The sequence below is a fragment of the Micromonospora sp. NPDC051543 genome (genome assembly GCF_044454415.1).
Taxonomy (GTDB): domain Bacteria; phylum Actinomycetota; class Actinomycetes; order Mycobacteriales; family Micromonosporaceae; genus Micromonospora.
This window is the reverse complement of the sequence record NZ_JBITDT010000005.1, coordinates 213,515-237,869: the sequence shown is the minus strand read 5'-3', so window position 1 is coordinate 237,869 and position 24,355 is coordinate 213,515. Positions and strand designations below refer to the sequence as shown.

Genomic DNA, 24,355 nt, shown 5'->3' with positions numbered 1-24,355 from the left:
GGTCAGCCGGTGGGTTGGTCGTTGCGGATCATCAGGGCGCTGCGCAGGCCGGTGATGTCCAGGACGCGGATCAGGAAGTCACCGACGTGGGTGAGCATCAGCAGGCTCTGCGCGTGGCTGGCCTTGCGGCTGAGCACCACGAGCGTGCCCAGGCCCTGCGAGTCGCAGAAGGTCACGCCGCCGAGGTCGAGCACGATCCGCGGAGGCGGATCAGCCAGCACCTCGTTGACCACGGTGCTGAGCTGGGCGGCCGTGAGCATGTCGATCTCACCGGCCAGGCGAAGCACTGCTTCGTCACCCGTCCGGTGTAGCGTGATGGACAGTTCGGCACGATCCACTCGGTCAGCCTAGCGCGATCCAGCCGACCCGGCCTGTCGAGGCGACCAGCCGGCCCGATCGAGCACCGGAGCTGGGTGAGCCCGGTAACCCTGGCCCGGGGTGGCTGCTGGTTGACCGTCCGGCGCTGACACAATGGCGGCATCGTGACCGACATCGTTTCCGCCGGATCTGGCCGCTACCCGGCCGACGCGCCGGCCTCCGAGGCCCTGTTCGACCGCGCCCGCGCCATCGTGCCCGGCGGGGTCAACTCCCCCGTGCGCGCCTTCCAGGCCGTCGGCGGCACCCCGCGCTTCATGGTCCGTGGTGAGGGCCCGTGGCTGTACGACGCCGACGGTCGCCGCTACGTCGACCTGGTGTGCTCGTGGGGTCCGCTGATCCTCGGGCACGCCCACCCGGAGGTGGTGGACGCCGTGCAGACGGCCGCCGCCCGGGGCACCAGCTTCGGCACGCCCACCCCGGGCGAGGTGGAGCTGGCCGCCGAGATCGTCGACCGGACGCCGGTGGAGCAGGTCCGCCTGGTCAACTCCGGCACCGAGGCGACCATGTCGGCGATCCGGCTGGCCCGTGGCTTCACCGGCCGCTCCAAGATCGTCAAGTTCGCGGGCTGCTACCACGGTCACGTCGACGCGCTGCTCGCCGCGGCCGGTTCCGGTGTGGCGACCCTCGGCCTGCCCGACTCGCCCGGCGTCACGGGCGCGGCGGCCAGCGAGACGATCGTGCTGCCGTACAACGACATCCGGGCCGTCGAGGAGGCTTTCGCCGCCGAGGGCCCGCACATCGCCGCCGTGATCACCGAGGCTGCCGCCGGCAACATGGGCGTGGTGGCCCCCCGTGACGGCTTCAACCAGCAGCTTGCCCGGATCGCCCACGCGCACGGCGCCCTGCTCGTCGTGGACGAGGTGATGACCGGGTTCCGGGTCTCCCGCGCCGGGTGGCACGGCCTCGACGCCTCCGACGCGGACCTGTGGACGTACGGCAAGGTCATGGGTGGTGGCCTGCCCGCCGCGGCGTTCGGCGGGCGCGCGGACATCATGGCGCGTCTCGCGCCGGCCGGCCCGGTCTACCAGGCCGGGACGCTCTCCGGTAACCCGCTGGCCTGCGCCGCCGGTCTGACGACCCTGCGGCTCGCCGACGACGCGCTCTACCGCAGGCTCGACGACACGGCCGCCGTCGTGGGCAAGCTGGCGTCCGACGCGCTGGCCGCCGCCGGGGTCCCGCACCGTTTGTCGTACGCGGGCAGCATGTTCTCGATCTTTTTCACGGACGCCGACGTGGTCGACTACGACAGCGCGCGCACCCAGCAGGTGCCGGCGTTCAAGGCGTTCTTCCACTCGATGCTCGCCTCCGGCGTCTACCTGCCGCCGAGCGCGTTCGAGTCGTGGTTCGTGTCGGCGGCGATCGACGACGCCGCTCTGGAGCACATCGCCGCCGCGTTGCCGACGGCGGCGAACGCGGCGGCAGCCGCTGGTCACGGGGGGTAACAAAGAGTGGCGAAGACGGTGGTCCACGTGCTCCGGCACGGCGAGGTGCACAACCCCGACCAGATCCTGTACGGGCGGCTGCCCGGTTTCCGCCTCTCCGAGCTGGGCGTGCAGATGGCCAAGGCCGCCGCGCAGGGTCTCGCCGAGCGGGAGATCGTGCACGTGGTGGCCAGCCCGTTGGAGCGCGCCCAGCAGACCGCCGAGCCGATCGCCGCCCAGTTCGGGCTGCCGGTCGGGGTGGACGAGCGGCTGATCGAGAGCGCCAACTGGTTCGAGGGCAAGAAGGTCTCCCCGGGCGACGGGTCGTTCCGCGACCCGCGCAACTGGTGGGTGCTGCGCGACCCGGTGACGCCGTCCTGGGGTGAGGCGTACCGGGTGATCGCCGAGCGGATGTTCGCGGCCGTGCACGCCGCCCGGGTCGCCGCCGAGGGACGCGAGGCGGTGCTGGTGTCGCACCAGCTCCCGATCTGGACGCTGCGCCGCCACGTCGAGCGCAAGCGGCTCTGGCACGACCCGCGCAAGCGCCAGTGCGGGCTGGCGAGCCTGACCTCGTTCCACTTCGACGGCGCGAAGGTGGAGGGCATCGGCTACAGCGAGCCGGCCGCGCACCTCGTCGCTCTCTCCGCGACAGCCCGGACGGCCAAGGGGGCCTGATGACCGCCCGGAGGTGGACCGCCGGTCTGCTCGCCGCCGTCGCCACGGTGGCGCTGGCCGGCTGTACGTCGGCGAAGGGGCAGGAGAAGACCTGCTCGACCGCCTCCGACGGCATCATCGAATGTGCGCCGGACCAGCGCTCGGCTCCTCCGAAGCTTGCCGGGGAACTGCTCCTCGGCGGCAACTATGACGTCACCCAGGCCCGGGGCCAGGTCGTGGTGGTCAACTTCTGGGGCTCCTGGTGTGCGCCCTGCCGGGCCGAGGCGGACGACCTGGAAGCCGTCTACCAGGCCACCAAGGGCTCCGGCGTGACCTTCCTCGGCATCAACGTGCAGGATTCGCGGGACAAGGCCAAGGCGTTCGAAGAGGGCCGGGTCACCTATCCGAGCCTCTTCGACCCGGCCAGCCGGTTGGCGCTCGGCCTGGACATCCCGCCGAACACCGTCCCCGCGACGGTGGTGCTCGACCGGGAGGGACGGGTCGCCTCGGTGATCCGCCGTGCGGTGACCCAGGACGAGCTGCGGCCGATCGTGGACGAGATCGCGGCCGAGAAGCCGGCGTCGAACTGATGGGTGAGACGTTCAAGGAGCTGGCCCAGAGCGGGCCGCTGGTGCTCGCCATCGGTGCGGCGGCGCTCGCCGGCCTGGTCAGCTTCCTGTCCCCGTGCGTGCTGCCGCTGGTGCCGGGCTACCTGTCGTACGTCACCGGGCTGGCCGGGGCGGACCTCGAAGGTCGGCGGCCGGCGACGGACCCGACGCCCGACGGTGCCGAGGCGGGCGGCGGGGTCGCGGTCCGCGAGCGGACCGCACCGGCGGCGGCGGTCAAGGGGCGGGTGCTCGCCGGGACGCTGCTCTTCATCGCGGGCTTCACCGTGGTCTTCGTGGCCACCGCGATCCTGTTCGCCGGCATCGGTCGGGTCTTCTTCGACTACGAGCGGCAGTTGGAGATCGTCGTCGGCGTGCTGATCATCGTGCTCGGCCTGGGCTACCTGGGGATGATCCCGGCGCTGCAACGCGAGTTCCGGATCTCCCGGCTGCCGTCGGCCGGCCTGCTCGGCGCACCGGTCTTCGGCGCGGTCTTCGCGCTCAGTTGGGTGCCGTGCACCGGGCCGACGCTCGGCGCGGTGATGGGCATGGCGGCCACCAGTGGGCAGAGTGACCGGGCCGTGGTGCTCGCCGTGGCGTACTGCCTCGGGTTGGGGATACCGTTCGTCGTCTTCGGGCTGGGCTTCCAGCGCCTGCTCGGGGTCTTCCGCGCCATCCGGCGCAACAGCCGCTGGGTCACCCGGGTCGGCGGCGCCCTGCTCATCCTGATCGGCCTGGCGCTGGTCACCGGCGGATGGCAGAGCTTCGTGATCTGGTTGCAGACCACCGTCGGGGTGGGCGAGGTGAGCATATGACGGTCGTCGACGAGCGCCCGGAGGCCGAGGCCCCGGCGCCGCGCCGCCGGCCCAGCCGGCTGCTGGCCCTGCTGCGCAACTCGTGGCGGCAGCTCACCAGCATGCGTACGGCCCTGATCCTGCTCTTCCTGCTGGCGATCGCCGCGATTCCCGGCTCGGTGCTGCCGCAGCGCGGGATCAGCCCGGAGAAGGTCAACCAGTACTTCGTCGACCACCCCGACTGGGCACCCCGGCTCGACCGGATCGGTGCGTTCGCGGTCTTCGGCTCGGTCTGGTTCTCCGCCATCTACCTGCTGCTGTTCACGTCGCTGATCGGCTGCATAACGCCCCGCCTGCGCGACCACTTCCGGGCGCTGCGGTCCCGGCCACCGGTCGCGCCCAGGCGGATGGCCCGGCTGCCGCAGCACACCACGCTGCCCGCCCCGGCCGGCGGCGTGGACGCCGTCGCCGAGGTGCTGCGCAAGCGCCGTTGGCGCGTCGAGGTACGCGGGAACGAGGTCTCCGCCGAGAAGGGCTACCTCAAGGAGACCGGCAACCTGCTGTTCCACACCTCGCTCATCGCGGTGCTGATCGGCGTCGCGCTCGGCTCGTGGTACGGGTGGAGCGGCAACCGCCTGCTGGTGGCGGGCGCGGACAACGCGTTCTGCAACACCCGCCAGCAGTACGCCGAGGCCAAGCTCGGCCCCCGCGTGGACAGCGCCGACCTGCCCCGCTTCTGCCTGCGGCTGGACGATTTCCAGGCCCGGTTCCTGCCGTCCGGCCAGCCGGAGTTCTTCAACGCCCGGGTGACCGTGGACGGCCCCGACGAGCCGACCCGCAGCGCGGACTTCTCGGTCAACTCGCCGCTGCGCCTCGCCGACGCGAGCGTCTACCTACTCGGCCACGGGTACGCCCCGGTGATCCGCTACACCGACCGGTACGGCAACAGCCAGGTCAGTGACGAGCCGTTCCTGACCACCGGTGACATGGGCCTGACCAGCGAGGGGCTGGCCGCCTTCCCGGACGCGAACGTCGACCCGGCGACCGGCAAGCGGGTGCCGGGTGAGCAGATGGCGTTCACCGGCATCTACCTGCCCACCGCGCCGCAGCAGCCGCCGTTCGTCCGCTCCGAGTACCCCACCGAGCGCAACCCGGCGCTGAACCTGGTCGCCTACCGGGGCAACCTCGGCATGGACGCCGGTATCCCCGGCTCGGTCTACCAGCTCGACCAGCGGCAGGTGCGCAACGGCAAGGTCAAGGAACTCGGCAGCAAGCTGCTCCGCAAGGGCGAGAAGTGGACGCTTGACGACGGCACCACCGTCGAGTTCCTGGGCACCGAGCGGTACGTGACGCTCTCCGTCCGGCACGACCCCGGCTCGACACCACTGCTGGTGAGCTGCGGTGTGCTGCTGGTCGGGCTGATGGGCTCGCTGTTCGGGCGGCGTCGCCGGGTGTGGTTCCGGGCGCTGCCGGCCGACCCCGCTGATGGATCTCCGACAGGCGGTAGTAGCTTGATGGAGGCCGGTGGGTTGCCGCGCACCGACTATCCAGGGTTCGCCGACGAGTTCGCCCAGTTGGTCGCCGCCGTGAACGGTGACGAACGGGCGGCTGAGCGGGCCGGTGCCGACACCGAATCCGGTGGCCCGGCCGGTGTGCGAGAAGGGACCGAGTGATGTCCGCGCTCTCCGACAATCTGGTGACCTTCGCGATCCTGACGTATCTGATCGCGATGATCAGCCACGCCGTCGAGTACGCGTTGGGCAACGCGCGTACCCGGGCCGCCGTGGCGTCGCCCACCCGCGAGCTGGTGGGGGCGGGGGTCGGCGGTGCCGGCGGCGTCATCCCGGAGCCGCCCGCGTCGGTCCCGCCGACTGCCGACGGCTCGGCCAACCGGGCGCGGATCGCCGGGCTGGTCGCCGTGGCGGCCACCGCTCTCGCCGCCGTACTGCACCTCGCGGCGCTTGTCACCCGCGGTCTCGCGGCGGACCGCATGCCGTGGGGCAACATGTACGAGTTCGTGCTCACGGTGACGTTCATCGGGGTCGCGGCCTGGCTGGTGGTGCTCTGGAAGCGGCCGTCGCTGCGCAAGCTCGGCCTGTTCCTCACCCTCGTCATGGTGCTGTTGGTGGCCACCGCCGAGCTGGTCCTCTACGTGCCGATCGTGCCGCTGGTGCCGGCGCTGAACTCGTACTGGTTCGTCATCCACGTCTCGACCATCGTGTTCGCGTCCGGCATCTTCCTGCTCGGCGCGGTGCCGGCCGTCGGCTTCCTCATGCGCAACGGGTACGAGCAGGGCAAGCGCAGCTTCCCGTACACCCTGGCGAAGCGGCTGCCCGCCGCGGTGAGCCTGGAGCGGCTGACGTTCGCGCTGCACGCGTTCGCCTTCCCGATCTTCACGTTCGCGGTGATCGCGGGCGCGATCTGGGCCGAGGCGGCCTGGGGTCGGCCGTGGGGCTGGGACCCGAAGGAGACCTGGGCGTTCATCTCCTGGGTGGTCTACGCCGGCTACCTGCACGCGCGGGCCACGCCCAGCGTGAAGCGCAACGTGGCCACCTGGATCGCCGTGCTCGGCTTCCTCACCATGCTGATGAACCTGTTCGGCGTGAACATCTTCTTCACCGGCCTGCACTCGTACGGCGGGCTGAACTGACCTGACAACGCAGCGCGGGCCGGCCACGGATTCCTCCGTGACCGGCCCGCCGTCTTTCGGTGCCCTGGTCAGCTCACGCTGACCGGGGCGATGTCGTTGGCCGGGTTGTCGTCCACCCGCGGGTAGCGGCCGTGCGGCTGGACCTCGCCGGGCGTTCCGGAGAGGCTGTCGATGCGCAGGTCGAAGGTGACCGTGTTGCTGGTCCCGGCGGTGAACACGGCCCTCTGTCCGTCGCAGTACCAGGTCTTCGGGGCGTCGTCGCCGTTCTCCTCCTCCTCACTGCCGACCTGCGAGCAGCGCGGACTGCCGACCACGCTGACGCCGGCGGGCGGGGTGAAGTAGAACGCGCCGACCGTGTCGCCGGAGATCGTGCCGTCCGGCACGCCCGGCCCCTCGTTACGGATGCCCACGGTGACCTGGATGGTGTCGCCGACCGCACCGGTGATGGCGGCGCCCTGGGCGACGATGTCGAAGGCGCCGTGCACCGCAGGCAGGTAGGTCTGCCCGCCGTTGCCGTCCGCCTCGACGGGGATCACGCCGAGCGGCTTTCCGACCGGCCGGAGCCGCAGTGCCTGATCGCTCTCGCGGTGCGTGAGCCGCACACCGCTGGGGAGAGGCCCGGCGGTTGCCAGCGGCTCCACGATCTGGAAGATCCGCTTGTCGCCGAGAGTGGCCGGGCCGACCGTGGTGGCGAGCCCGCCGCGCAGCTCGTGCCGCTGGCCGGGCGCGAATGTGCCCCGCACGGTGCAGACGACCACGGTGGCGAGCACCTGGTCGGTGCCGTACCGGCAGTTGCGGTAGCTGGCCGGGACGAGGCCCACCGGGAAGCGCATGGTGAGCCGCAGGTCGACGGCCGGCTGGTCGCCGCCGTTGACCACGGCCACCGGGACGGCGTGAGTGTCACCCACGTCGACGCCGTCGACCTGCTCGTCGACCATGTCGAGCAGGTCGGGCCCGGACCGAACGGTGATCGTCGCCTGCTGGGTGGACGGCTCGGTCTGCTCGCCGAGCGCCGTGTAGGTCAGGGTGCCGGTCGCCCCGTCGGCCGCCCCGGGCGCGGTCCGGAAGACGACTGGCACGGTGCCGGTGACGCTGCCGTACTGCTCGACGGCGTCGGCCGGCATCGGGCAGGTCACCGAGGTGCCCTCGGTGACGCAGGAGGCGGGGAAGGTGGCCATGGCCACGCCGGACAGGCCGCTCAGGTCGACGGTCACCCGGGGTTGGGCCGCGCCCGTGCTGGTCAGGGTCAGCGGAAGCGTCCGAGCGGGAGCGCCCGGGCCGCCGACGGTGGCGTCGTAGAGCCAGGCCTCGACCCAGCCGGGATCGTCCTGCGCCAGGGCCGGCGTGGCGGCCACACCGACCGTCGCGCCACCCACGACCAGCGCGGTGAGAACGCGTAGGACCCTGCCCCGTGAAACACGCACAGATCTCATCGATCTCCTTGGTGAGGGGGACCGGTCGGCGTCACGTCAGCCCGACCGGCACCCCTGATCCTAGAGATCACCTGTGACAGTTTCCGATCAGTCGATCGGTCCTGGCGTGATCACCGGTTGTCGATCTCGGTCAGCCGCCGAACCAGCCCGGCATGTCGAGGCGGAACCAGTTGGCGGCGGCCATCGTGCGCAGGTCGTCCTCGATCGCGGCCACGCGCTCCTCGCCCAGCGTCGCGGCCCACTGGCCCCGTAGCCGATCGAAGATCTCGGCCGAGCGACGGAGCCCGTCGACGCCGCGCGGTGTCATCCGGACCAGTCGCCGGCGGGCGTCGGCGGGATCGTCGACCCGTTCCAGATAGCCGACGGCGACGAGCCGGTCGACGGTCTTGCCGGCGGCCTGCTTGGAGATGCCCAGTCGTTGCCCCAGCTCGCTGGCGGTGGTGCCGTCGATGCCCACGGCCTGAAGCACGAACCCGTGCAGCGGGCGCAGGTCGGGATGCCCCTCGCGGGCCAGCTCGGCGTGCAGGTCGTCGATCAGCGTGCGGAAGCCGGCCAGCAGCAGCAGCGGGAGCTGGAAGCCGGGCCGGGCGGGCTCAGGGGTTGCCATGTTCGACAACCACGTTTACTATTTCGTCAACCACGTTGACTATCTTAAGGCAGGCACCCATGACCGTCTTCACCGCCCACACCGCCGAGACCGCGCCCGCCGCCGCCCGCCGGGCCATCGAGGGAGTACGCGGCCGGTTCGGCTGGCTTCCCAGCGCGGTGGCCCTGATTGCCGAGTCGCCACAGCTGCTCAGCGGCTTCCTGGTTGCCAGCGCGGGATTCGAACAGACCAGCCTCGCGCCCGTGGAGCGGGAGGTGGTCATCCTGACCGTCTCCACCTCCCACGAATGCCACTTCTGCGTGGCCCTGCACACCGGCAAGATCACTGAGATCGGCGCGAGCGCCGCGCTGATCACCGCGCTGCGTGCCGGCACGGAGCTGCCCGAGCACCGACTGGAGGCGCTGCGCCAGTTCACGCTTGCCGTGCTCAAGCACCACGGCGCGGTGCCCGACGAGGAGCTGGAGGCCTTCCTGGCCGCCGGCTACCAGCCCCGGCAGGCGCTGGACGTGGTGCTGGGCGTGGGGGCGTACACCATGTCGGCCTTCGCCAATCGGCTCACCCGCGCGCCGCTCGACCCGCCGTTGGCGGTCCACGCCTGGACACCGACCGCCTGACCGAACCGCGTTACCGCAACATGCCGGTAGAGGGCTGACTCAGGGTCGTGGTTTCGCTACCTTGCGCCAGAAGGGCCGGTGTGGCCCTGTTCGGCAGCGGAAGGTGAGGCGCGGTGACCACGACACTGTCCACAGCGGAAATGATCAGAGACCAGCTCCGGCGGTCCCGGCTCGCGGCCGGGCTCAGCCAGGAGGAGTACGGCAAACGGGCGCACTACTCACCGTCCATGGTGTCCTCGGTCGAGGTGGGCTCGACGGTGCCCAACCTGACCTACCTGACCCGGGCCGACGAGGTGCTCGACACCGGCGGCCTGCTGGTCTCGCTACGCGAGCTGGGTCGCCGGCACGCCGAGCCGGTGTGGTTCCGCCCCTGGTTGGAGGTCGAGCGGGTGGCCACCCAGTTGCGGTGCTTCGAAGCGACGATGGTTCCCGGCCTGTTGCAGACCGCCGACTACGCCCGTGCGGTGTTCCGGCTCGACCTGGGGCTCACCGCCGAGCGGGTGGAGGAGTTGGTGGCCGCCCGGCTGGAACGGCAGACGATCCTCGACCGGGAGCACCCGCCGCAGCTCACCGCCGTGATTGACGAGGCCGCCCTGCGACGCTTCGCGGAGGGCAACGCCGGGGTGCTGGCCGGCCAGCTCCGGCACCTGGTGGCGTGCGCCCGCCGCCCCCACATCCGGGTGCACGTGCTGCCGCAGGCGGTCGGGCTGCACGCCGGCATGTTCGGGCCGTTCATCCTCGGCCGCACCGCCGACGGCAGCTGGCTCGGCTTCCTCGACAACCAGACCGGCGGCACCGCCGTCGACGAGAACAACGAGGTGGCGACCCTGCTCGGAAGGTGGGAGAGTCTGCGCAGCGACGCGCTGCCCCGGCAGCAGTCCATCGACCTGCTCGAGGAGATCGTGAAGCCATGGATCTGACCGGAGCTCAGTGGCGCAAGTCCACCCGCAGCGGCAACAACAGCGGCGCCTGCGTCGAGGTCGCCGACAACCTGCCCGGCCGGGTGCACGTCCGCGATTCGAAGGACCGCGACGGCGGCGTGCTGACCTTCAGCCCGGCCGCGTGGCGGGCCTTCGTCGAGCTGACCCGCACCCCCTGACCCCGGGGGCTCCCGCTCAGGCCGCCCCGAGGAAGTCGCGCAGCAGGGCGAGCATCGCGTCCGGGCGCTCCTCGTACAGCCAGTGCCCGCAGTCGTCGATCACCTCGCCGCGAACGGTGTCGGCGTACCGGCGTACCTGCTCGGCGACCTGACCGCCGAGGCTGGCCGACGCGCCGACGGCCAGCACCGGCATGGTGAGCTTCGTGGTCCGGTACGTCGCGTTGTCGGCGATGTCCCGATCGAACGCCCGGAAGTGGGCGAAGCTCGCCCGCAGGTGCGCCGGGTCGCGCAGGTGGCTGGCGAACTCCTCGATGTCCGGCGCGGCGATGCTGCCCTTGTGCACCATCAGGGCGTCGGTGAACCGGTCCACCCAGAGCGACTCCCGCCCACGGACCAGCTCCTCCGGCAGCCCGTTGTCGAGCGTGAAGAAGCCGAAGTTCCACACCGCCGGCCCGGCCGCGGTGAGCGCGGGGAACGTGTAGATGCTCTCGTCGGGAATCGGCGCCTCGGTGAGCGCCAGCCGGCTCACCCGCTCCGGATGGGCAGCCGCGTACGCGTACGCCACCATCGTCCCCAGGTCGTGCCCGACCACTCGCAGGTCACCGACCAGGCCGAGTTGGTCGAGCAGGCCGTGCAGGTCGGCGGCGACGGTCTTCTTGTCGTACCCGTCGGCCGGGGCGTCGCTGTCCCCGAAACCGCGCAGGTCGGGCGCGACCACCTCGAAGGATCGCCCCAACTCGGGCAGCAGCTGCCGCCACATGTACCAACACTGCGGGTACCCGTGCAGCAGCACCAGCGGTGGGCCGCTGCCACCACGGACATAGTTCATGGTCATCCGACCGACCCGTGCCCGTTGCTCGGTGAACCCCGCCGGAACCCGATCGCCACCCATTCGCCGCCTCCGACCGCCGTCCCGCCCGCTGGCTGCCCGGCTACCCGCTCGACCCACGGCCATGCCTACGCGCGCTGCACATGCCTGCGGACGCGGCGCTCGAACGTTGATCGACTCGGTCTTCAGGAAGTCGGGCCGTTCCAGGCCGCCGGACACCCCGACTTCCGGGAACCCGAGTGGATCAACGCCGGGCCTCGTCGGGGCTCGCCGAGTGGGATGCGCCGTCGCGGGTGTCACAGCACCCGGCGTGGGCCGTGCCGCACCCGGTGCGGGAGACTGGGCGACATGGCTCGTGGCTTCCCGTACACCGACCTCAAGGACTTCCTCGCGGCGCTGGAGCGCGCGGGGGAGCTGCGTCGCGTCGACGTCCCCGTCGACCCGACCCTGGAGATCAGCGAGGTGGTCACCCGCACGGTGCGCGCCGGCGGGCCGGCCCTGCTGTTCGAGCACCCCACCCGTGGTGAGATGCCGGTGGCGATCAACCTCTTCGGCACCGAGAAGCGGATGGCGATGGCCCTCGGCGTCGACTCGCTGGACGAGGTCGGCGCGCGGATCGGCGCGCTGATCAAGCCGGAGCTGCCGGTCGGCTGGTCCGGCATCCGCGAGGGCCTGGGCAAGGTCATGCAGCTCAAGTCGGTGCCCCCGCGCAAGGTCAAGACCGCGCCCTGCCAGGAGATCGTCTACCGGGGCGATGACGTCGACCTGGACCGGCTGCCGGGGTTGCAGGTGTGGCCCGGCGACGGCGGGATCTTCCACAACTACGGGCTGACGCACACCAAGCACCCGGAGACCGGCAAGCGCAACCTGGGCCTCTACCGGCTTCAGCAGCACGGCCGCAACACCCTCGGCATGCACTGGCAGATCCACAAGGACTCCACCGCCCACCACGCGGTCGCCGAACGACTCGGGCAGCGCCTGCCGGTCGCGGTCGCGATCGGCTGCGACCCCGTCGTCTCGTACGCGGCCAGCGCGCCGCTGCCCAGCGACATCGACGAGTACCTGTTCGCGGGGTTCCTGCGCGGCGAGCGGGTGGAGATGGTCGACTGCCTCACCGTGCCGTTGCAGGTGCCGGCGCACGCCCAGATCGTGCTGGAGGGCTACCTGGAGCCCGGCGAGCGGCTGCCCGAGGGGCCGTTCGGCGACCACACCGGCTTCTATACGCCGGTCGAGCCGTTCCCGGTGCTGCACATCGAGGCCATGACCATGCAGCGGAATCCGGTCTACCACTCGATCGTCACCTCGAAGCCGCCGCAGGAGGACCACGGCCTCGGCAAGGCCACCGAGCGGATCTTCCAGCCGCTGCTCAAGCTGCTGATCCCGGACATCGTCGACTACGACCTGCCGGCCGCCGGGGTGTTCCACAACTGCGCGATCGTGTCGATCCGCAAGCGCTACCCGAAGCACGCGCAGAAGGTCATGAACGCGATCTGGGGTGCGCACCTCATGTCGCTCACCAAGCTCATCGTGATCGTCGACGAGGACTGCGACGTGCACGACTACAACGAGGTGGCCTTCCGCGCCTTCGGCAACGTCGACTACGCGCGGGACCTGCTGCTCACCGAGGGCCCGGTGGACCACCTCGACCACTCGTCGTACCAGCAGTTCTGGGGTGGCAAGGTGGGCGTGGACGCGACCCGCAAGCTGCCGGCAGAGGGCTACACCCGTGGCTGGCCGGAGGAGATGACCATGGCCCCCGAGGTCACCGCCCTGGTCGACAAGCGCTGGAAGGAGTACGGGATCTGATGACGACCCCCGACACCCCTCGCGATCTTGCACTTTCTGTCGACGATTCGCGCCCTTCCTCCCCATCTGTCCCAGCAGAAAGTGCAAGATCGCGGGGGAGGGTGCGCGCCTTCCTGGATCTTGTCGCGATCGAGCACTCGGTGTTCGCGCTTCCGTTCGCGTACCTGTCCGCGCTGACCGCCATGCAGGTCTCCGGGGGGCGGGTTCGCTGGCTCGACCTGCTGCTGATCACCGTGGCGATGGTCGGGGCGCGGACGTTCGCGATGGCCGCCAACCGCATCCTCGACCGCCGGATCGACGCGCGGAACCCGCGTACCGCTGGACGGGAACTGGTCACCGGGGCGGTGAGCGTGCGGACGGCCTGGACCGGCGCGGCCGTCGCGCTCGTGGTGTTCCTCGCCGCCGCCGCGCTGCTCAACCCGCTCTGCCTGGTGCTCGCGCCGCTCGCCGTGGTGCCGCTGGTCGTCTACCCGTACGGCAAGCGGTTCACCAACTGGCCGCACGCCATCCTCGCCATCGCCCAGGCGGTCGGCCCGGTCGGGGCCTGGCTCGCGGTCACCGGCACCCTGGACGGCTCCGGGCCGGCCTGGGTGCTCGGCGCGGCGGTCGGGCTCTGGATCGGCGGCTTCGACCTGATCTACGCCTGCCAGGACTCCGAGATCGACCAGCGGATCGGCGTGCACAGCGTGCCCGCCCGGTATGGTCGCCGCTTCGCGCTGCACGCCTCCACGCTCGCGCACGTGGTGACCTTCGGGCTGTTCGTGTGGTTCGGGGCGCTGATCGGGTTCGGTTGGCTGTGGTGGGTCGGCCTGGCGCTGACCGCGGTGGCGTTCGCCTACCAGCACCTGGTGGTCAGCCCGACCGACCTCAGCAAGGTCAACCGGGCGTTCTTCACCGCCAACGGGTTCGTCGGCATCGCGCTGTTCGTCTTCGCCCTGCTCGACCTGGTGATCCGCCTCGACCTGCGGCCCTAGCGTCTAGCGGCCGTCGGGTAGCGGCCGCTCTCCAGGGTCCAGTCGATGGTGCCGCGCACGGCGTACGCGACCCCGTCGAGATGGTCGGTGACGGCCTCGTCCAACGCCGGCCCGAACGACGGCACGGCGGCGCGGAGCGCCACGAACCGCCGCATCGACTCGCGCCAGCGCTCGGCCACCCGCCGTACCGCCTCGTCCGACGACACGCCCCACTCGGCCTGTGTCGCCAGGACCAGGTTGTGCCCGCCCGAGGTGGCCCGGTCCTTCTCCAGCGAGGCCAGGTCGTTGTACCAGGAGAGCAGGTCGTTGCCGGTACGGGCGATCTCGCGCAGCAGCGGATGGTGGTAGACCGGATCGGGCAGGGGCCGGCCGCCGACGAACTCCACCAGCGGATACGACACCTCCGCCGCCGAGGTGGCCCGCCGCAGCTCGACGTACTCGTCCACGCCGAGTCGGACGGCGGCCTCCTTGTTGGCCGCCTCCCGCCAGGTGCCGTCGAGGTGCCGGCCCACCGCGTCGGCGAAGCGCAGCCGCCACCGGGACGGCATCCGCCTGCGCGGTTCCCGCCAGGCCAGCACCAGCAGTCGCCGCAGCGGCCCGGTCAACCCACCATGCCGGAGGCGCGGACCATCGTGCAGCAGCGCCAACGTCCCGTCGCGCAGCGCCCGGATCTGCACCGGGCTGAGCCGGTGCGGGCCGTCGCAGGCGTCGTCGACGAGGAAGAACCAGGTGAAGAGGGCCGTCAGCACCCGCAGGTCGGCCTCGCTGGCATCCGGGTAGAGCCGCCCCGCGTACCGGGCGAAGCCGCCCCGGGCCAGCCGGTGCAGCGCGTCGTTGTCCAGCGGCAGGCCCAGCTCAGGCAGGATGCCGACGAGCCACTGCTGGACCCGGTCGGCGTGCGGCGAGAGTCGGGGTGGGATCGGGCACTCGGCGCGCAGCGCCCAGAGGACCTCGCCGGTCGTCACCGATGCCTCCCGTGCGAACTGCTCCCGGTGCGAATCGCCATCGGCAGCATCGCAGGTCGCCGGGACGACCACCTACCCGGCCGGACAAGTCGGACGGCTGCGGCGCGGCGGATCGTGGGGTGCCCAGCGGCGCGCGGCGTCGACCAGGCAGGCTGGGGGCATGCGGGAACCATGGGTGGTCGGTGTCTCCGGTGCCTCCGGTACGCCGTACGCGGCGGCCGTCGTCGGCGGGCTGCTCGACGCGGGCGAGCCGGTGGACCTCATCGTGTCCCGGGCGGCACGGCTCACCCTGCTGGACGAGACCGGGCGCCCGTTCCGCGACGCGCACTGGGCCGAGGACCTCGCGGCCTGGCTGGGCCGGGACCTGACCGGAACGGACGTACGCCACTGGCCGGCCGGCGACCTGGCCGCCGGACCCAGCAGCGGTTCCTACCGGGTACGCGGAATGGCCGTCGTACCCGCCAGCACCGCGGCCTGCGCCGGCATCGCGATCGGGCTCTCCAAGGACCTGCTGCAGCGGGCCGCAGAGGTCAACCTGAAGGAGCGCCGACCGGTCGTGGTGGTGCCCCGGGAGACCCCGGTGACCCGTAGCCACCTGGAGCACCTGATCGCGTTGCACGACGCCGGCGCGGTCGTGCTGCCGGCCAGCCCCGGCTTCTACGGCGCGGGCGCGGCGGCCAGCGCCCAGCAACTGGTCGACTTCGTGGCCGGCAAGGTGCTGGACGCGCTCGGCGTGCCACACACCCTGTTCCGCCGGTGGTCCGGCCAACTCGGCGCGGCCCGGAGCTGAACCGTCAACTGGGTTCCAGTGGTGTGCGGACCGGACGGGTGTCCGGTCCGCCTGACATTGTCCGCACCAGTTCAGTACATGCCGGCGTTGGCCGGACCCGGCCCGGTGGAGGCGGCCGGACCCACGTTGCGTGGCTTTCCGACCTCGTCCACCTCGTCCAGCATGCCCTCCCCCTCAAGCAGGGCTCGCACCTCGGATTCCCGAAACCGGCGATGCCCGCCTGGAGTCCGGATGCTTCCTATCCGGCCGGCCGCCGCCCATCTCGTCACAGTCTTCGGGTCTACCCGAAACAGCGCGGCGACCTCACCCGGTGTCAGCAGGCGATCTCCAGTGTCCACAGCCCCCTCCTCGCGTCGACGAAGCCCCTGGCTGAACACACTGCCCCCGGCTGGTGCGAGCCCAGAGCCGTCATGAGGGACGTATGGCAATTACAGCACCAGGGACCTGGCCTGTCCGCCAAACGCGAAAAATGCACTGACTGGGAAGTTAGTAAATGGTACTGGTGCAACCCCTACCTAGACCGTCAGTTTATGAACAGTTACTCACTGTTCTGACCAACGGATGCCGAAGGCCTCGCGTTACGCCCAACGCGTTAAGGTCACTCTCCGTGGACGCCATCGACCTGAGCCTCGTCGACCTGCTGCGCGGCAACGCCCGCCTGTCGTACGCCGAGCTGGCCCGGCAGGTGGGCCTCTCCGCCCCGGCCGTGCACGAACGCGTCGGCAAGCTGGAGAGCAGCGGCGTGGTGCTGGGCTACCGCGCGGACGTGGCGCCCGAGGCGATCGGGCTGGGTGTCACCGCGCTGATCGGCATCGTCGAGGACTCCGGCGCGGACTCCGACGACATGCTGGAGTCGCTGCGGGTGCTGCCCGAGATCGAGTCCTGCTACTTCATGGCGGGCGTCGAGTCGTTCCTGCTCAAGGCCCGGGTCGGCACGATCGCCGAGCTGGAGCAGCTCATCGTGCGGCTCAACCGGACCCCCGGGGTCGCCTCCACGCGCACCGCCATCGCCCTCTCCACCAAGTGGGAGAACCGCCCCCAGGCGGTCGGTCAGCAGCCCACCTGAGCTGGTTGCTAGGTTTCCGGCGTGACTCATCTCGACCGGTGCGACGAGGCCAGCCGTAGCTGGGTGACCGAGGCGATCGCCGCCGTCGAGGCCGACGCCAACCGCTCGGCCGACACCCACCTGCTGCCCTTCCCGCTGCCCCGGGCGTGGGGGATCGACCTCTACCTCAAGGACGAGTCGTCCCACCCGACCGGCTCGCTGAAGCACCGGCTGGCCCGCTCGCTGTTCCTCTACGGCCTGTGCAACGGCTGGATCGGGCCGCAGACCACGATCGTCGAGGCGTCCTCGGGCTCCACGGCGGTCTCCGAGGCGTACTTCGCCCGCATGCTCGGCCTGCCGTTCATCGCCGTGATGCCCGCCTCCACCTCGCCCGAGAAGATCGCGCAGATCGAGTTCCAGGGCGGCCGGTGCCACCTGGTGGACGACCCGGCGAGCGTGGTGGTCGAGGCCCGCTGGCTGGCCGAGGACTCCGGCGGCCACTTCATGGACCAGTTCACGTACGCCGAGCGGGCCACCGACTGGCGAGGCAACAACAACATCGCCGAGTCGATCTACGCGCAGTTGGAACTGGAACGACACCCCATCCCGGCCTGGATCGTGGTCGGCGCCGGCACCGGCGGCACCAGCGCCACCATCGGCCGGTACGCCCGCTACCGCCGCCTGGCCACCAAGCTCTGTGTCGTGGACCCGGAGAACTCCGCCTTCTACCCCGCCTGGGTGGCCGCCGACTGGTCCGTACGCACCGGCAAGGGCTCCCGCATCGAGGGGATCGGCCGGCCCACCGTCGAGGCGTCCTTCCTGCCGTCGGTCGTGGACCGGATGGTCCAGGTGCCGGACGCGGCCTCGCTGGCCGCCATGCGCGCCGGCTCGACGGTGCTCGGTCGTCGGGTGGGCGGCTCCACCGGCACCAACCTGTGGGGCGCGTTCAGCCTCATCGCCGGCATGCTGGCCGAGGGGCGGACCGGCTCGGTGGTCAGCCTGATCTGCGACGCCGGTGACCGGTACGCCGACACGTACTACTCCGACGACTGGGTCGCCGCCCAGGGCCTCGACCTGACGCCGCACGCCGCGACCGTCGAACGCTTCCTGAGCAGCGGGGACTGGCCCGCCTGAGCGGGGTGCGCCTTCAGCGGGGGTCGATCCGTTCGGCCAGGCCGGGATAGCGCACCACGTACCCGTCGGCGTCCAGGTCGATGTCGGCCGTGAAGGTGCCGCTGGCGAACCGTACCCGGCCCGGACCGAGCCCGGTGTAGATCTGCTCGGCCGCCACCACCTCCAGGCCCGGCAGCAGCACCCACGCGACCGTGATCCGACGCGGCATGTCGGCCGGTCCGCCGGTCAGCCCGAGCCGGCGTACCGGAAGGGCGTTGAACAGCGGCGAGCCACTCAGATCGACGTCGAGGGCGTCGGCGAGGCGATCCGGGTCGTCGGTGCCGGGCAGGCCGGCTCGCGGGTGTCCGGCCCCGACCAGCGCGGCGTCCAGGTCGCCCTGCTCGGCGGTGGTCACCCGCCACCGGGACGTGGCCCGCTCCAGGGTCACGCGCCGAAGCCAACCCGACCCCTCGGCCTCGACCTCGACCCGGGCGGTGCTCCCGTCGGGCGCGGTCGTCAGTCGGTAGCGGGCGGTGAACGGAATCGGATCGACGGCGAGCACGGTGCCGCGCGCCGACAACGCCTCGCCGTCGTCGAGCAGGGCATGTTCGCTGCCGGCGGTGTCCGTCCGGGACCAGAAGATCGACTTGGTCATGGTCGCCATGAGCCGGACGTTACGCGACCCGGACGCCGTCGGCAGCGCATGCGCGAACGCCGCCGCGGAGCGCAAGCTCCGCGACGGCGTTCGGCTTAAATCAGAAGATCAGTGGGTACGCGCCGGCGGCCGCCCGCCGAAACCCCGCCGATCGTCACGCGGCCGGTCATCCCGACCACGGCCCTCGGAGCGGTAGCCACCCCGGCTGTCGCGGTCCGCGAAGCGCCGCTCACTCCGGTCACCCCGGTCGGCCTGCGGGCGGTCGCCGTAGCGCCGCTCGCCGGTCGGCCGGTCACCGTACTGCCGGTCACCCTGCGGGCGGTCGCCGAAGCGGCGCTCGCCGGTGGGCCGGTCGCCGTAGCGCCGCTCGCCCTGGGGACGGTCGCCGTACTGCCGGTCGCCCTGCGGGCGGTCGCTGTACTGCCGGTCGCCCTGGGGACGGTCGCCGAAGCGGCGCTCGCCGGCCGGGCGGTCACCCCGGTCGGTCTGCGGGCGGTCGCCGTAGCCACGACTGTCCCGGTCGCCGTAGCGGCGTTCGCCGGTGGGCCGGTCGCTGTAGCGGCGCTCGCCCTGGGGACGGTCGCCGTACTGCCGGTCGCCCTGCGGGCGGTCGCCGTAGCGGCGCTCGCCGGTGGGCCGGTCGCCGTAGCGACGCTCGCCCTGCGGGCGGTCGCCGTACTGCCGGTCGCTGTACTGCCGGTCGCCCTGGGGCCGGTCGCCGTAGCGGCGTTCGCCGGTGGGCCGGTCGCTGTAGCGGCGCTCGCCCTGCGGGCGGTCGCCGAACCGGCGCGGGCCGCCGGAGCGGTCGTCGAAGCGTCGTCCACCGCCGGAGCGGTCACCGAAGCCGCGCGGCTCCGCCTCGACGCGAACCGGAACGCCGCTGGGCTCGCGGGCGCCGATCAGCTCCGCCAACACCGGGTCACCGACCCGGACGCGGGTCTCGGCCGGCGCGACGCCGGCCTTCTCCATCATCGCGAGGGTGGTACGACGCTGCTTGGGCAGCACCAGCGTGGCGACCGCGCCGGACTCGCCCGCCCGGGCGGTACGACCGGCGCGGTGCAGGTAGTCCTTCGGGTCCTTCGGCGGGTCGACGTGCAGCACCAGCGTGACCCCGTCGACGTGGATGCCCCGGGCCGCCACGTCGGTGGCGACCAGGACGTTCATCCGACCCTCGCGGAACTCGGCGAGGGTCTTGGTCCGCATCCGCTGGGTCTTGCCGCCGTGCAGACCACCGGCCCGCACGCCGACCGCGGCCAGCTGCTCGACCAGCCGGTCGACGCCCATCTGCGTACGCGCGAACACCATGGTCCGCCCGTCCCGTGCCGCGATCGAGGCGGCCACCGGGAACTTGTCGTGCGGCGGGATCAGCAGCACGTGGTGGTCCATGGTGGAGACCGAGGCGGTGGACGGCGCGGTGGAGTGGGTCACCGGGTCGTTCATGAAGCGCTTGACCAGCGCGTCGACGTCGCCGTCCAGGGTGGCGGAGAAGAGCAGGCGCTGACCGCCGGCCGGCGTCTTCGCCAGCAGCTCGGTCACCTCGGGAAGGAAGCCCATGTCGGCCATCTGGTCGGCCTCGTCGAGCACCGTCACCTCGACATCGTCGAGCTGGCAGACACCCCGCTCGATCAGGTCGCCGAGCCGCCCCGGGGTCGCCACGATGATCTCCACACCACGGCGGAGCGCGTCGATCTGGCGGTCGTACGGAACACCGCCGACGGCGGTCTTCAGGAACACGTTGAGCGCCTTGCCCAACGGCAGGAGCGCGTCGTTGACCTGCATGGCCAACTCGCGGGTCGGTACCAGGACCAGGGCGCGCGGCCGCAGGGGACGCGCCGGACGCCCGGCGGCGACCCGGGCCAGCAGCGGGAGGCCGAAGGCGAGGGTCTTACCCGACCCGGTCTGCCCACGGCCGAGCACGTCCCGGCCGGCGAGGGCGTCGGGGACGGTGGCCTGCTGGATCGGGAAGGGGGCGGTGATGCCCTGTCGTGCCAGAGCGCGAACCAGCGGCTCGGGCAGGCCCAGACCGGCGAAGTCGATCGACTCGGCGGTCTCGGCCGGAACGGCGTCGGGCGTCTCGGGGGCGTCAGACGTCACGGGGGCGTCGACCGCCGCCGGGGCGGAATCGAAAACGGACGGAACGATGCTGGGGTCAGCAGAGGTGGTCAAAAAATGCCCTTCAAGCGGGGCGCATCTTCGCGATGGCCTGCCGCGGCTGTGCCGCCGGATCGCCCGCAAGATCGCCCATGGGCGCACATCGGGCGCGCCAGGTCAGTGATCCTGACCAGTGTACGGCGATTCGGCGGAGTCGCCAGCCGGATGACCGACCGTAGTGGGCGGACTCACCCTCCCAGCCGTGCTGTCGATCAGCCGTTCAGCATGCCGCCCATCAGGCCGTCCAGGGCGTTGTTGGCGAGCAGGACCACCAGCACGCTGATCCCGATCAGGAGCCCCAACGCGGCGATCAGGACGATCACCACGCGGGTGTTCCGGGAGCGTTCGGCCGGAGTGTCCGACCAGCCCTGGGCGAGGATGTGCCCGGTCAGCGAGCCGGAATTCTCCACCGCCGCGTTCGCCGGTAGGGCGATCGTGGTGAAACCCGGCCCGTCGCCGCTGGCGTAGACGGTGCCCGCCTGGTCGGCGCCGCCGGCACGGGTTCCGGTACGACCACCGGCCGTCGTGCTTCGCCGCTCGGGCCCGCCGTGCGGGGTGGTCGTCCGGTGGTCCGTACCGCCGGTCAGGGGGGTGGTGGTGGACGGCGGCCACGTCGGCAGCGCGGGCGCGGGAACCACCGGCGGGGCCGATACGGGTGCCCCGGCCCAGGCGCTGGCCGGGGCGGGCGGCGCGGCGGTCCATCCGGGGAAGGTGGCCGGCGGCGCGGAGACCGACCCCATGGTGGGTGCGCCTGGCGTGCCGATCGTCGCCGGTGGCGGCGGAAACGGTGGCGCCGGCATCGGCCCGGGCGGCAGCGGTGGCGCGGGCACCGGCGGGCCGGGCGGCGGCATCGGCGGCCCGGGGACGGGTGGCGTCGGCGGCCCCGGTACCGGCGGAACCGGCGAGGGTGGTGGCACGGGCGGTCCCGGAACCGGCGGCACCGGGTCGGGTCGGGGCGTGGGGAAGGGGCCCGGCGTCGGTGTCGGACCGGGCGGGTACGGCCCCGGGCTCGGTGCGGGCTCCGGCTCGCCCGGCCCGGGCGGTGTCGGTTCCGGGGCCGGACGCGCGGGTGGCTGCGCCGGCTCCGGAGGTTGCGCCGGCTCGGGCGGTTCGGGATTCACCGGTCCCGACCGGTAGACGGCGGACGTGCTCGCCCGGGGCTCCGGCGCGGCCTCGCCGCCGGCCGCGACGCGGCTGCTGCCGGGGACCGTGGCGCTGGCCCGCGCCGGCGTCGGGCCGGTGGCCTGCGTCGGCGTCGGCGTCGGGCCGGTGGCGGTGGCGGTGGCCTGTGCCGGCGTCCGGCCGGTGGCGGGGGCGGGCGCTGGCGTTGGGCCCGTGGCGGTGGCCTGCGGCGGCGTCTGGCCCGTGGCGGTGGCGCTGGTCGGCGTGGTGGCGCTGGCGGTCACCGACGCCGTCGCGCTGGCGCGCGCCGGGGCGGTCGAGGCGTCGGCCGATGCCGGTGCGGGCGAGCTGTCCCGCTGTGCGGGCAGTGTGCTGGCCGAGCCGGCCGCCCGGTAGGTGGTCGCGGTGGCGGGAGCGCTCACCGGAAGATCATCGGGGCGGGGGTGGGCTGTCGCGACGCTGGCTCGCGCCCGCACCGGGGCGGCGGCCGGCTCGGCGGCGGCATTCTCCGACGGCTCGCCCTCCGCCCCGCCGCCGTGCGTGGCGACGTCGTCGAGGGGGTCGCCTGCGGCGTCGTCCCCGGCAGTCGCGTCGTACGTGCCGACGGCCTTTCCGCCGGGCTCCGCGACCCCGTCGCCGGTCTCGCCGTCGAGCGTGGCGTTCCCGTCCCGCGCCGCGGCGTCGGTGGGCGCGGCGTCCCGGTCGGCGCTGCTCAGCGTGGCGCTGGGAGCACCGCCCGGCGAGCCGGTGTCGGTCGTCGGATCAGCGGTCGCCTGGTCTGCGGTCGCCGGATCTGCGGTCGTCAGCCTCGCGGCCCGGCCGACGTCGACACTCTCCGCCGGATCACTCTGCTCGGCCATCTCCGCCCTCCGCGCCACGCTCGCACCCGGCCCGCGACATCGGACCGGGTGTGCCTGGTTGTCACCGTGCCACAGATCGTCCCGGGCGGACAGCCGGAGCCCCGGGTGGCGGATCAGCGTCCCGCGCTCGGGCTGTCGCTGGTCGTCCCGCTCCGGCTGGTGGACGGCGTGCTGGCGGCGGAGGCCGATGAGCTGGCCGGCGCGGTGGTGGGGGGCGGCGGCAGCGTCGTCGGCGTGTTGGTCGGGCTGTCCGTCGGGGTCGGCGAGCCGCTGTCGGTCGGCTTCGGCGTACCGGTCGGCGTGCCGGTGGGCTTCGGCGTCCCCGATCCGGTCGGCGTGGGCGTCGGCTTGGTGGTCGGCTTGCCGGTGGGCGTCGGCTTGGGGGTGGGCGTCGGCTTCGCGGGCGGCGTCGGCTTGGTGGTGGCGGGCGGCACCACGGGCGGAAGGGGCACGCTCGGGGTCGGCACCGCCCCGATCACCCGGGTGACGGCGTAGAGCCGGGACCAGTTGACCGTCGAGACCTTGACCACGTCGCCGGTCGTGGGCGCCTGCACCATCTTGCCGTTGCCGATGTACATGGTGACGTGGTGGATCGTGGTGTAGCTGCTGCCGGAGGCGAAGAACATCAGGTCGCCGGGGAGCGCCTCGGTGGGCCGTACGGTGCGGGCCCGGGTGGCGGCGTACTGGTCGCGGGAGACCCGGGGCAGGTCGAAGTAGTCGGCGCCCGGCGAGCGGTACGCGGCCCACATCAGCCCCGAACAGTCGAACTGGTCCGGCCCCTCCTCGGACCACTTGTACGGGTCACCGAGCTGGGCGAGCGCGTACCGGACGGCGGCCAGCGCCCGCGGGTGCGCGGACATGCCGCTGGTGCTCTGGCCGGCGACGTACCCGGATCCGAACTGCTGCTCGGCGGCCTCCTGCTGTCGTTCGAGCAGGATCAGCTGCGCGGCGTTGTCCTTGCGGAGCTTGAGCAGGCTGGTCTCGGCGGTGCGCAGGGCGTTCTCGCCGGTGGCGAACTCCGCCTCGGCGGCGTCGACGGCCGCCTTGGCCGCGGCGTGTTTCTGGTAGGCGTCCTGCTCGCTGGCCCGGGCCCGCGCCAACTCGCCGGTTACGGCGGTGGTGGCGCCCTCGACCTTCTCGCCGCGGTTGATGCGCTGGAGCCGGCTCAGCCCCTGGATGTCGTCGACGAAGTCACCCGGCGGCAGGGCGGCGGCCGCCTTGACCGCATCCGAGGCTGCGGAGTCGGCTGCCTGCTGGGCGCGGAGGAGGGCGTCCTGCGTGGTCGCCAGCACCTTGCCGGCCGCGACGAGCTGTGCCTGCGCGTCGGTACGTTTCTGCCGGGTCAGCAGTAGCTGGTCGCCGAGCAGGCCGACCTGGCTCTCGGCGGCGGCGATCTGGGCGGCCAGCGGGCCGTTGCCGAGGTTGACCGGGGGAGCCGGGATGCCGCCGACGGGCGGGCTGCCGGGCACCTGCGGGGCGCCGATGGCCGGCGGACGCGAGCCGGTGTCCGGCACGGTCGAGGGCATGGTGGGCTCGGCGTACGCGGGGGTGGCCAGCACGGCGGCGGCGATCGCGCCGAGCAGGGCGGCCCAGAGCTTCGGCCGCAGCACCGGCGAGATCACCGGGCTCCGTCGTCGCTGCCGTCGCCCGCGCCCGCTGTCGACCATTCCGCTCCCCGTCCGGTGCTCGTCGTCGCGCTCGGTGGGCGCGACCGTCGGGACGGTACCAGTGTGTGAGTTCCGCCCCACCTTGTCTTACCGCACAGCGGCAGCGATGTCGATGCGTCGGCA

At 72.4% G+C, this 24,355-nt stretch carries 24 protein-coding genes; 14 read left to right on the top strand and 10 right to left on the bottom strand.

The window, feature by feature from the left end; all coding sequences use genetic code 11:
* Positions 1-2: 2 nt before the first annotated feature.
* Positions 3-338, bottom strand: a complete 336-nt coding sequence (locus ACIA3K_RS11215) for an STAS domain-containing protein (protein ID WP_007454492.1) — start codon at positions 336-338, stop codon at positions 3-5.
* 144 nt (positions 339-482) lie between these two features.
* Between ACIA3K_RS11215 and hemL the strand changes: the two genes are divergently transcribed.
* The 6 genes from hemL to ccsB are packed head-to-tail and all read left to right on the top strand — an operon-like array spanning position 483 to position 6,502.
* Positions 483-1,820 (top strand): glutamate-1-semialdehyde 2,1-aminomutase, encoded by a 1,338-nt coding sequence (gene hemL / locus ACIA3K_RS11210; RefSeq protein ID WP_396800568.1) that lies wholly within the window; start codon positions 483-485, stop codon positions 1,818-1,820.
* Positions 1,821-1,826: 6 nt separating this feature from the next.
* Positions 1,827-2,474, top strand: a complete 648-nt coding sequence (locus tag ACIA3K_RS11205; protein WP_396800566.1) for a histidine phosphatase family protein — start codon at positions 1,827-1,829, stop codon at positions 2,472-2,474.
* Positions 2,474-3,043: a TlpA family protein disulfide reductase gene (locus ACIA3K_RS11200; RefSeq protein WP_396800564.1), complete on the top strand. Its 570-nt coding sequence runs from the start codon at positions 2,474-2,476 to the stop codon at positions 3,041-3,043. Before ACIA3K_RS11205 ends, ACIA3K_RS11200 begins: the two co-directional genes overlap by 1 nt.
* Positions 3,043-3,873 (top strand): cytochrome c biogenesis CcdA family protein, encoded by an 831-nt coding sequence (locus ACIA3K_RS11195; RefSeq protein WP_396800562.1) that lies wholly within the window; start codon positions 3,043-3,045, stop codon positions 3,871-3,873. The genes ACIA3K_RS11200 and ACIA3K_RS11195 overlap by 1 nt, the downstream gene beginning before the upstream one ends.
* Positions 3,870-5,525: a cytochrome c biogenesis protein ResB gene (locus ACIA3K_RS11190; protein WP_396800560.1), complete on the top strand. Its 1,656-nt coding sequence runs from the start codon at positions 3,870-3,872 to the stop codon at positions 5,523-5,525. Before ACIA3K_RS11195 ends, ACIA3K_RS11190 begins: the two co-directional genes overlap by 4 nt.
* The gene (gene ccsB / locus ACIA3K_RS11185) at positions 5,525-6,502 is read left to right on the top strand and encodes a c-type cytochrome biogenesis protein CcsB (protein ID WP_396800558.1); all 978 of its coding nucleotides are present in this window, start codon (positions 5,525-5,527) and stop codon (positions 6,500-6,502) included. Before ACIA3K_RS11190 ends, ccsB begins: the two co-directional genes overlap by 1 nt.
* 68 nt (positions 6,503-6,570) lie before the next feature.
* On the opposite strand, the gene ACIA3K_RS11180 is transcribed toward ccsB, so the two are convergent.
* The gene (locus ACIA3K_RS11180) at positions 6,571-7,935 is read right to left on the bottom strand and encodes a hypothetical protein (protein WP_396800556.1); all 1,365 of its coding nucleotides are present in this window, start codon (positions 7,933-7,935) and stop codon (positions 6,571-6,573) included.
* 130 nt (positions 7,936-8,065) lie between these two features.
* The gene (locus tag ACIA3K_RS11175) at positions 8,066-8,542 is read right to left on the bottom strand and encodes a MarR family winged helix-turn-helix transcriptional regulator (RefSeq protein WP_396800554.1); all 477 of its coding nucleotides are present in this window, start codon (positions 8,540-8,542) and stop codon (positions 8,066-8,068) included.
* A gap of 59 nt (positions 8,543-8,601) precedes the next feature.
* Here ACIA3K_RS11175 and ACIA3K_RS11170 point away from each other — a divergent pair, with 59 nt between their 5' ends.
* The 3 genes from ACIA3K_RS11170 (at position 8,602) to ACIA3K_RS11160 (ending at position 10,255) form a co-directional block, all read left to right on the top strand.
* Positions 8,602-9,156 carry a carboxymuconolactone decarboxylase family protein gene (locus ACIA3K_RS11170; protein WP_396800552.1) on the top strand — a complete coding sequence of 185 codons (555 nt, stop codon included), beginning with the start codon at positions 8,602-8,604 and terminating at the stop codon, positions 9,154-9,156.
* Positions 9,157-9,296: 140 nt separating this feature from the next.
* Positions 9,297-10,076 carry a helix-turn-helix transcriptional regulator gene (locus ACIA3K_RS11165; protein ID WP_396800820.1) on the top strand — a complete coding sequence of 260 codons (780 nt, stop codon included), beginning with the start codon at positions 9,297-9,299 and terminating at the stop codon, positions 10,074-10,076.
* Complete coding sequence (locus ACIA3K_RS11160; protein WP_396800550.1) at positions 10,067-10,255, top strand: DUF397 domain-containing protein; 189 nt, start codon at positions 10,067-10,069, stop codon at positions 10,253-10,255. The genes ACIA3K_RS11165 and ACIA3K_RS11160 overlap by 10 nt, the downstream gene beginning before the upstream one ends.
* A gap of 16 nt (positions 10,256-10,271) precedes the next feature.
* Here ACIA3K_RS11160 and ACIA3K_RS11155 read toward each other — a convergent pair whose 3' ends face one another.
* On the bottom strand, positions 10,272-11,090 hold the full coding sequence (locus ACIA3K_RS11155) for an alpha/beta fold hydrolase (protein ID WP_396800549.1): 819 nt from the start codon (positions 11,088-11,090) through the stop codon (positions 10,272-10,274).
* Positions 11,091-11,432: 342 nt separating this feature from the next.
* Between ACIA3K_RS11155 and ACIA3K_RS11150 the strand changes: the two genes are divergently transcribed.
* The gene (locus tag ACIA3K_RS11150) at positions 11,433-12,890 is read left to right on the top strand and encodes a menaquinone biosynthesis decarboxylase (RefSeq protein ID WP_396800548.1); all 1,458 of its coding nucleotides are present in this window, start codon (positions 11,433-11,435) and stop codon (positions 12,888-12,890) included.
* Complete coding sequence (gene mqnP / locus ACIA3K_RS11145; RefSeq protein ID WP_396800546.1) at positions 12,890-13,864, top strand: menaquinone biosynthesis prenyltransferase MqnP; 975 nt, start codon at positions 12,890-12,892, stop codon at positions 13,862-13,864. Before ACIA3K_RS11150 ends, mqnP begins: the two co-directional genes overlap by 1 nt.
* Here mqnP and ACIA3K_RS11140 read toward each other — a convergent pair.
* Positions 13,861-14,829, bottom strand: coding sequence for a terpene synthase (locus ACIA3K_RS11140; RefSeq protein WP_396800545.1), 969 nt, complete (start codon positions 14,827-14,829; stop codon positions 13,861-13,863). The genes mqnP and ACIA3K_RS11140 overlap by 4 nt on opposite strands.
* 160 nt (positions 14,830-14,989) lie before the next feature.
* On the opposite strand from ACIA3K_RS11140, the gene ACIA3K_RS11135 reads away from it, so the two are divergent.
* Positions 14,990-15,619 (top strand): UbiX family flavin prenyltransferase, encoded by a 630-nt coding sequence (locus tag ACIA3K_RS11135; RefSeq protein WP_396800544.1) that lies wholly within the window; start codon positions 14,990-14,992, stop codon positions 15,617-15,619.
* A gap of 71 nt (positions 15,620-15,690) precedes the next feature.
* Here the strand turns inward: ACIA3K_RS11135 and ACIA3K_RS11130 are convergent, their stop codons facing one another.
* A complete protein-coding gene (locus tag ACIA3K_RS11130; RefSeq protein WP_007454516.1) occupies positions 15,691-15,957 on the bottom strand; it encodes a BldC family transcriptional regulator in 267 nt (88 codons plus the stop codon).
* A 269-nt stretch (positions 15,958-16,226) separates the two neighbouring features.
* On the opposite strand from ACIA3K_RS11130, the gene ACIA3K_RS11125 reads away from it, so the two are divergent.
* On the top strand, positions 16,227-16,685 hold the full coding sequence (locus ACIA3K_RS11125; RefSeq protein WP_396800542.1) for an Lrp/AsnC family transcriptional regulator: 459 nt from the start codon (positions 16,227-16,229) through the stop codon (positions 16,683-16,685).
* Positions 16,686-16,706: 21 nt separating this feature from the next.
* Positions 16,707-17,798: a PLP-dependent cysteine synthase family protein gene (locus ACIA3K_RS11120; protein WP_396800541.1), complete on the top strand. Its 1,092-nt coding sequence runs from the start codon at positions 16,707-16,709 to the stop codon at positions 17,796-17,798.
* Positions 17,799-17,811: 13 nt separating this feature from the next.
* Here ACIA3K_RS11120 and ACIA3K_RS11115 read toward each other — a convergent pair whose 3' ends face one another.
* The 4 genes from ACIA3K_RS11115 to ACIA3K_RS11100 form a co-directional block, all read right to left on the bottom strand.
* Positions 17,812-18,432 carry a putative glycolipid-binding domain-containing protein gene (locus ACIA3K_RS11115; RefSeq protein WP_396800819.1) on the bottom strand — a complete coding sequence of 207 codons (621 nt, stop codon included), beginning with the start codon at positions 18,430-18,432 and terminating at the stop codon, positions 17,812-17,814.
* A gap of 108 nt (positions 18,433-18,540) precedes the next feature.
* Positions 18,541-20,526, bottom strand: coding sequence for a DEAD/DEAH box helicase (locus tag ACIA3K_RS11110; protein ID WP_396800539.1), 1,986 nt, complete (start codon positions 20,524-20,526; stop codon positions 18,541-18,543).
* A 269-nt stretch (positions 20,527-20,795) separates the two neighbouring features.
* Positions 20,796-22,565: a hypothetical protein gene (locus tag ACIA3K_RS11105; RefSeq protein WP_396800537.1), complete on the bottom strand. Its 1,770-nt coding sequence runs from the start codon at positions 22,563-22,565 to the stop codon at positions 20,796-20,798.
* Positions 22,566-22,678: 113 nt separating this feature from the next.
* A complete protein-coding gene (locus ACIA3K_RS11100; protein ID WP_396800535.1) occupies positions 22,679-24,232 on the bottom strand; it encodes a C40 family peptidase in 1,554 nt (517 codons plus the stop codon).
* Positions 24,233-24,355 lie beyond the last annotated feature (123 nt).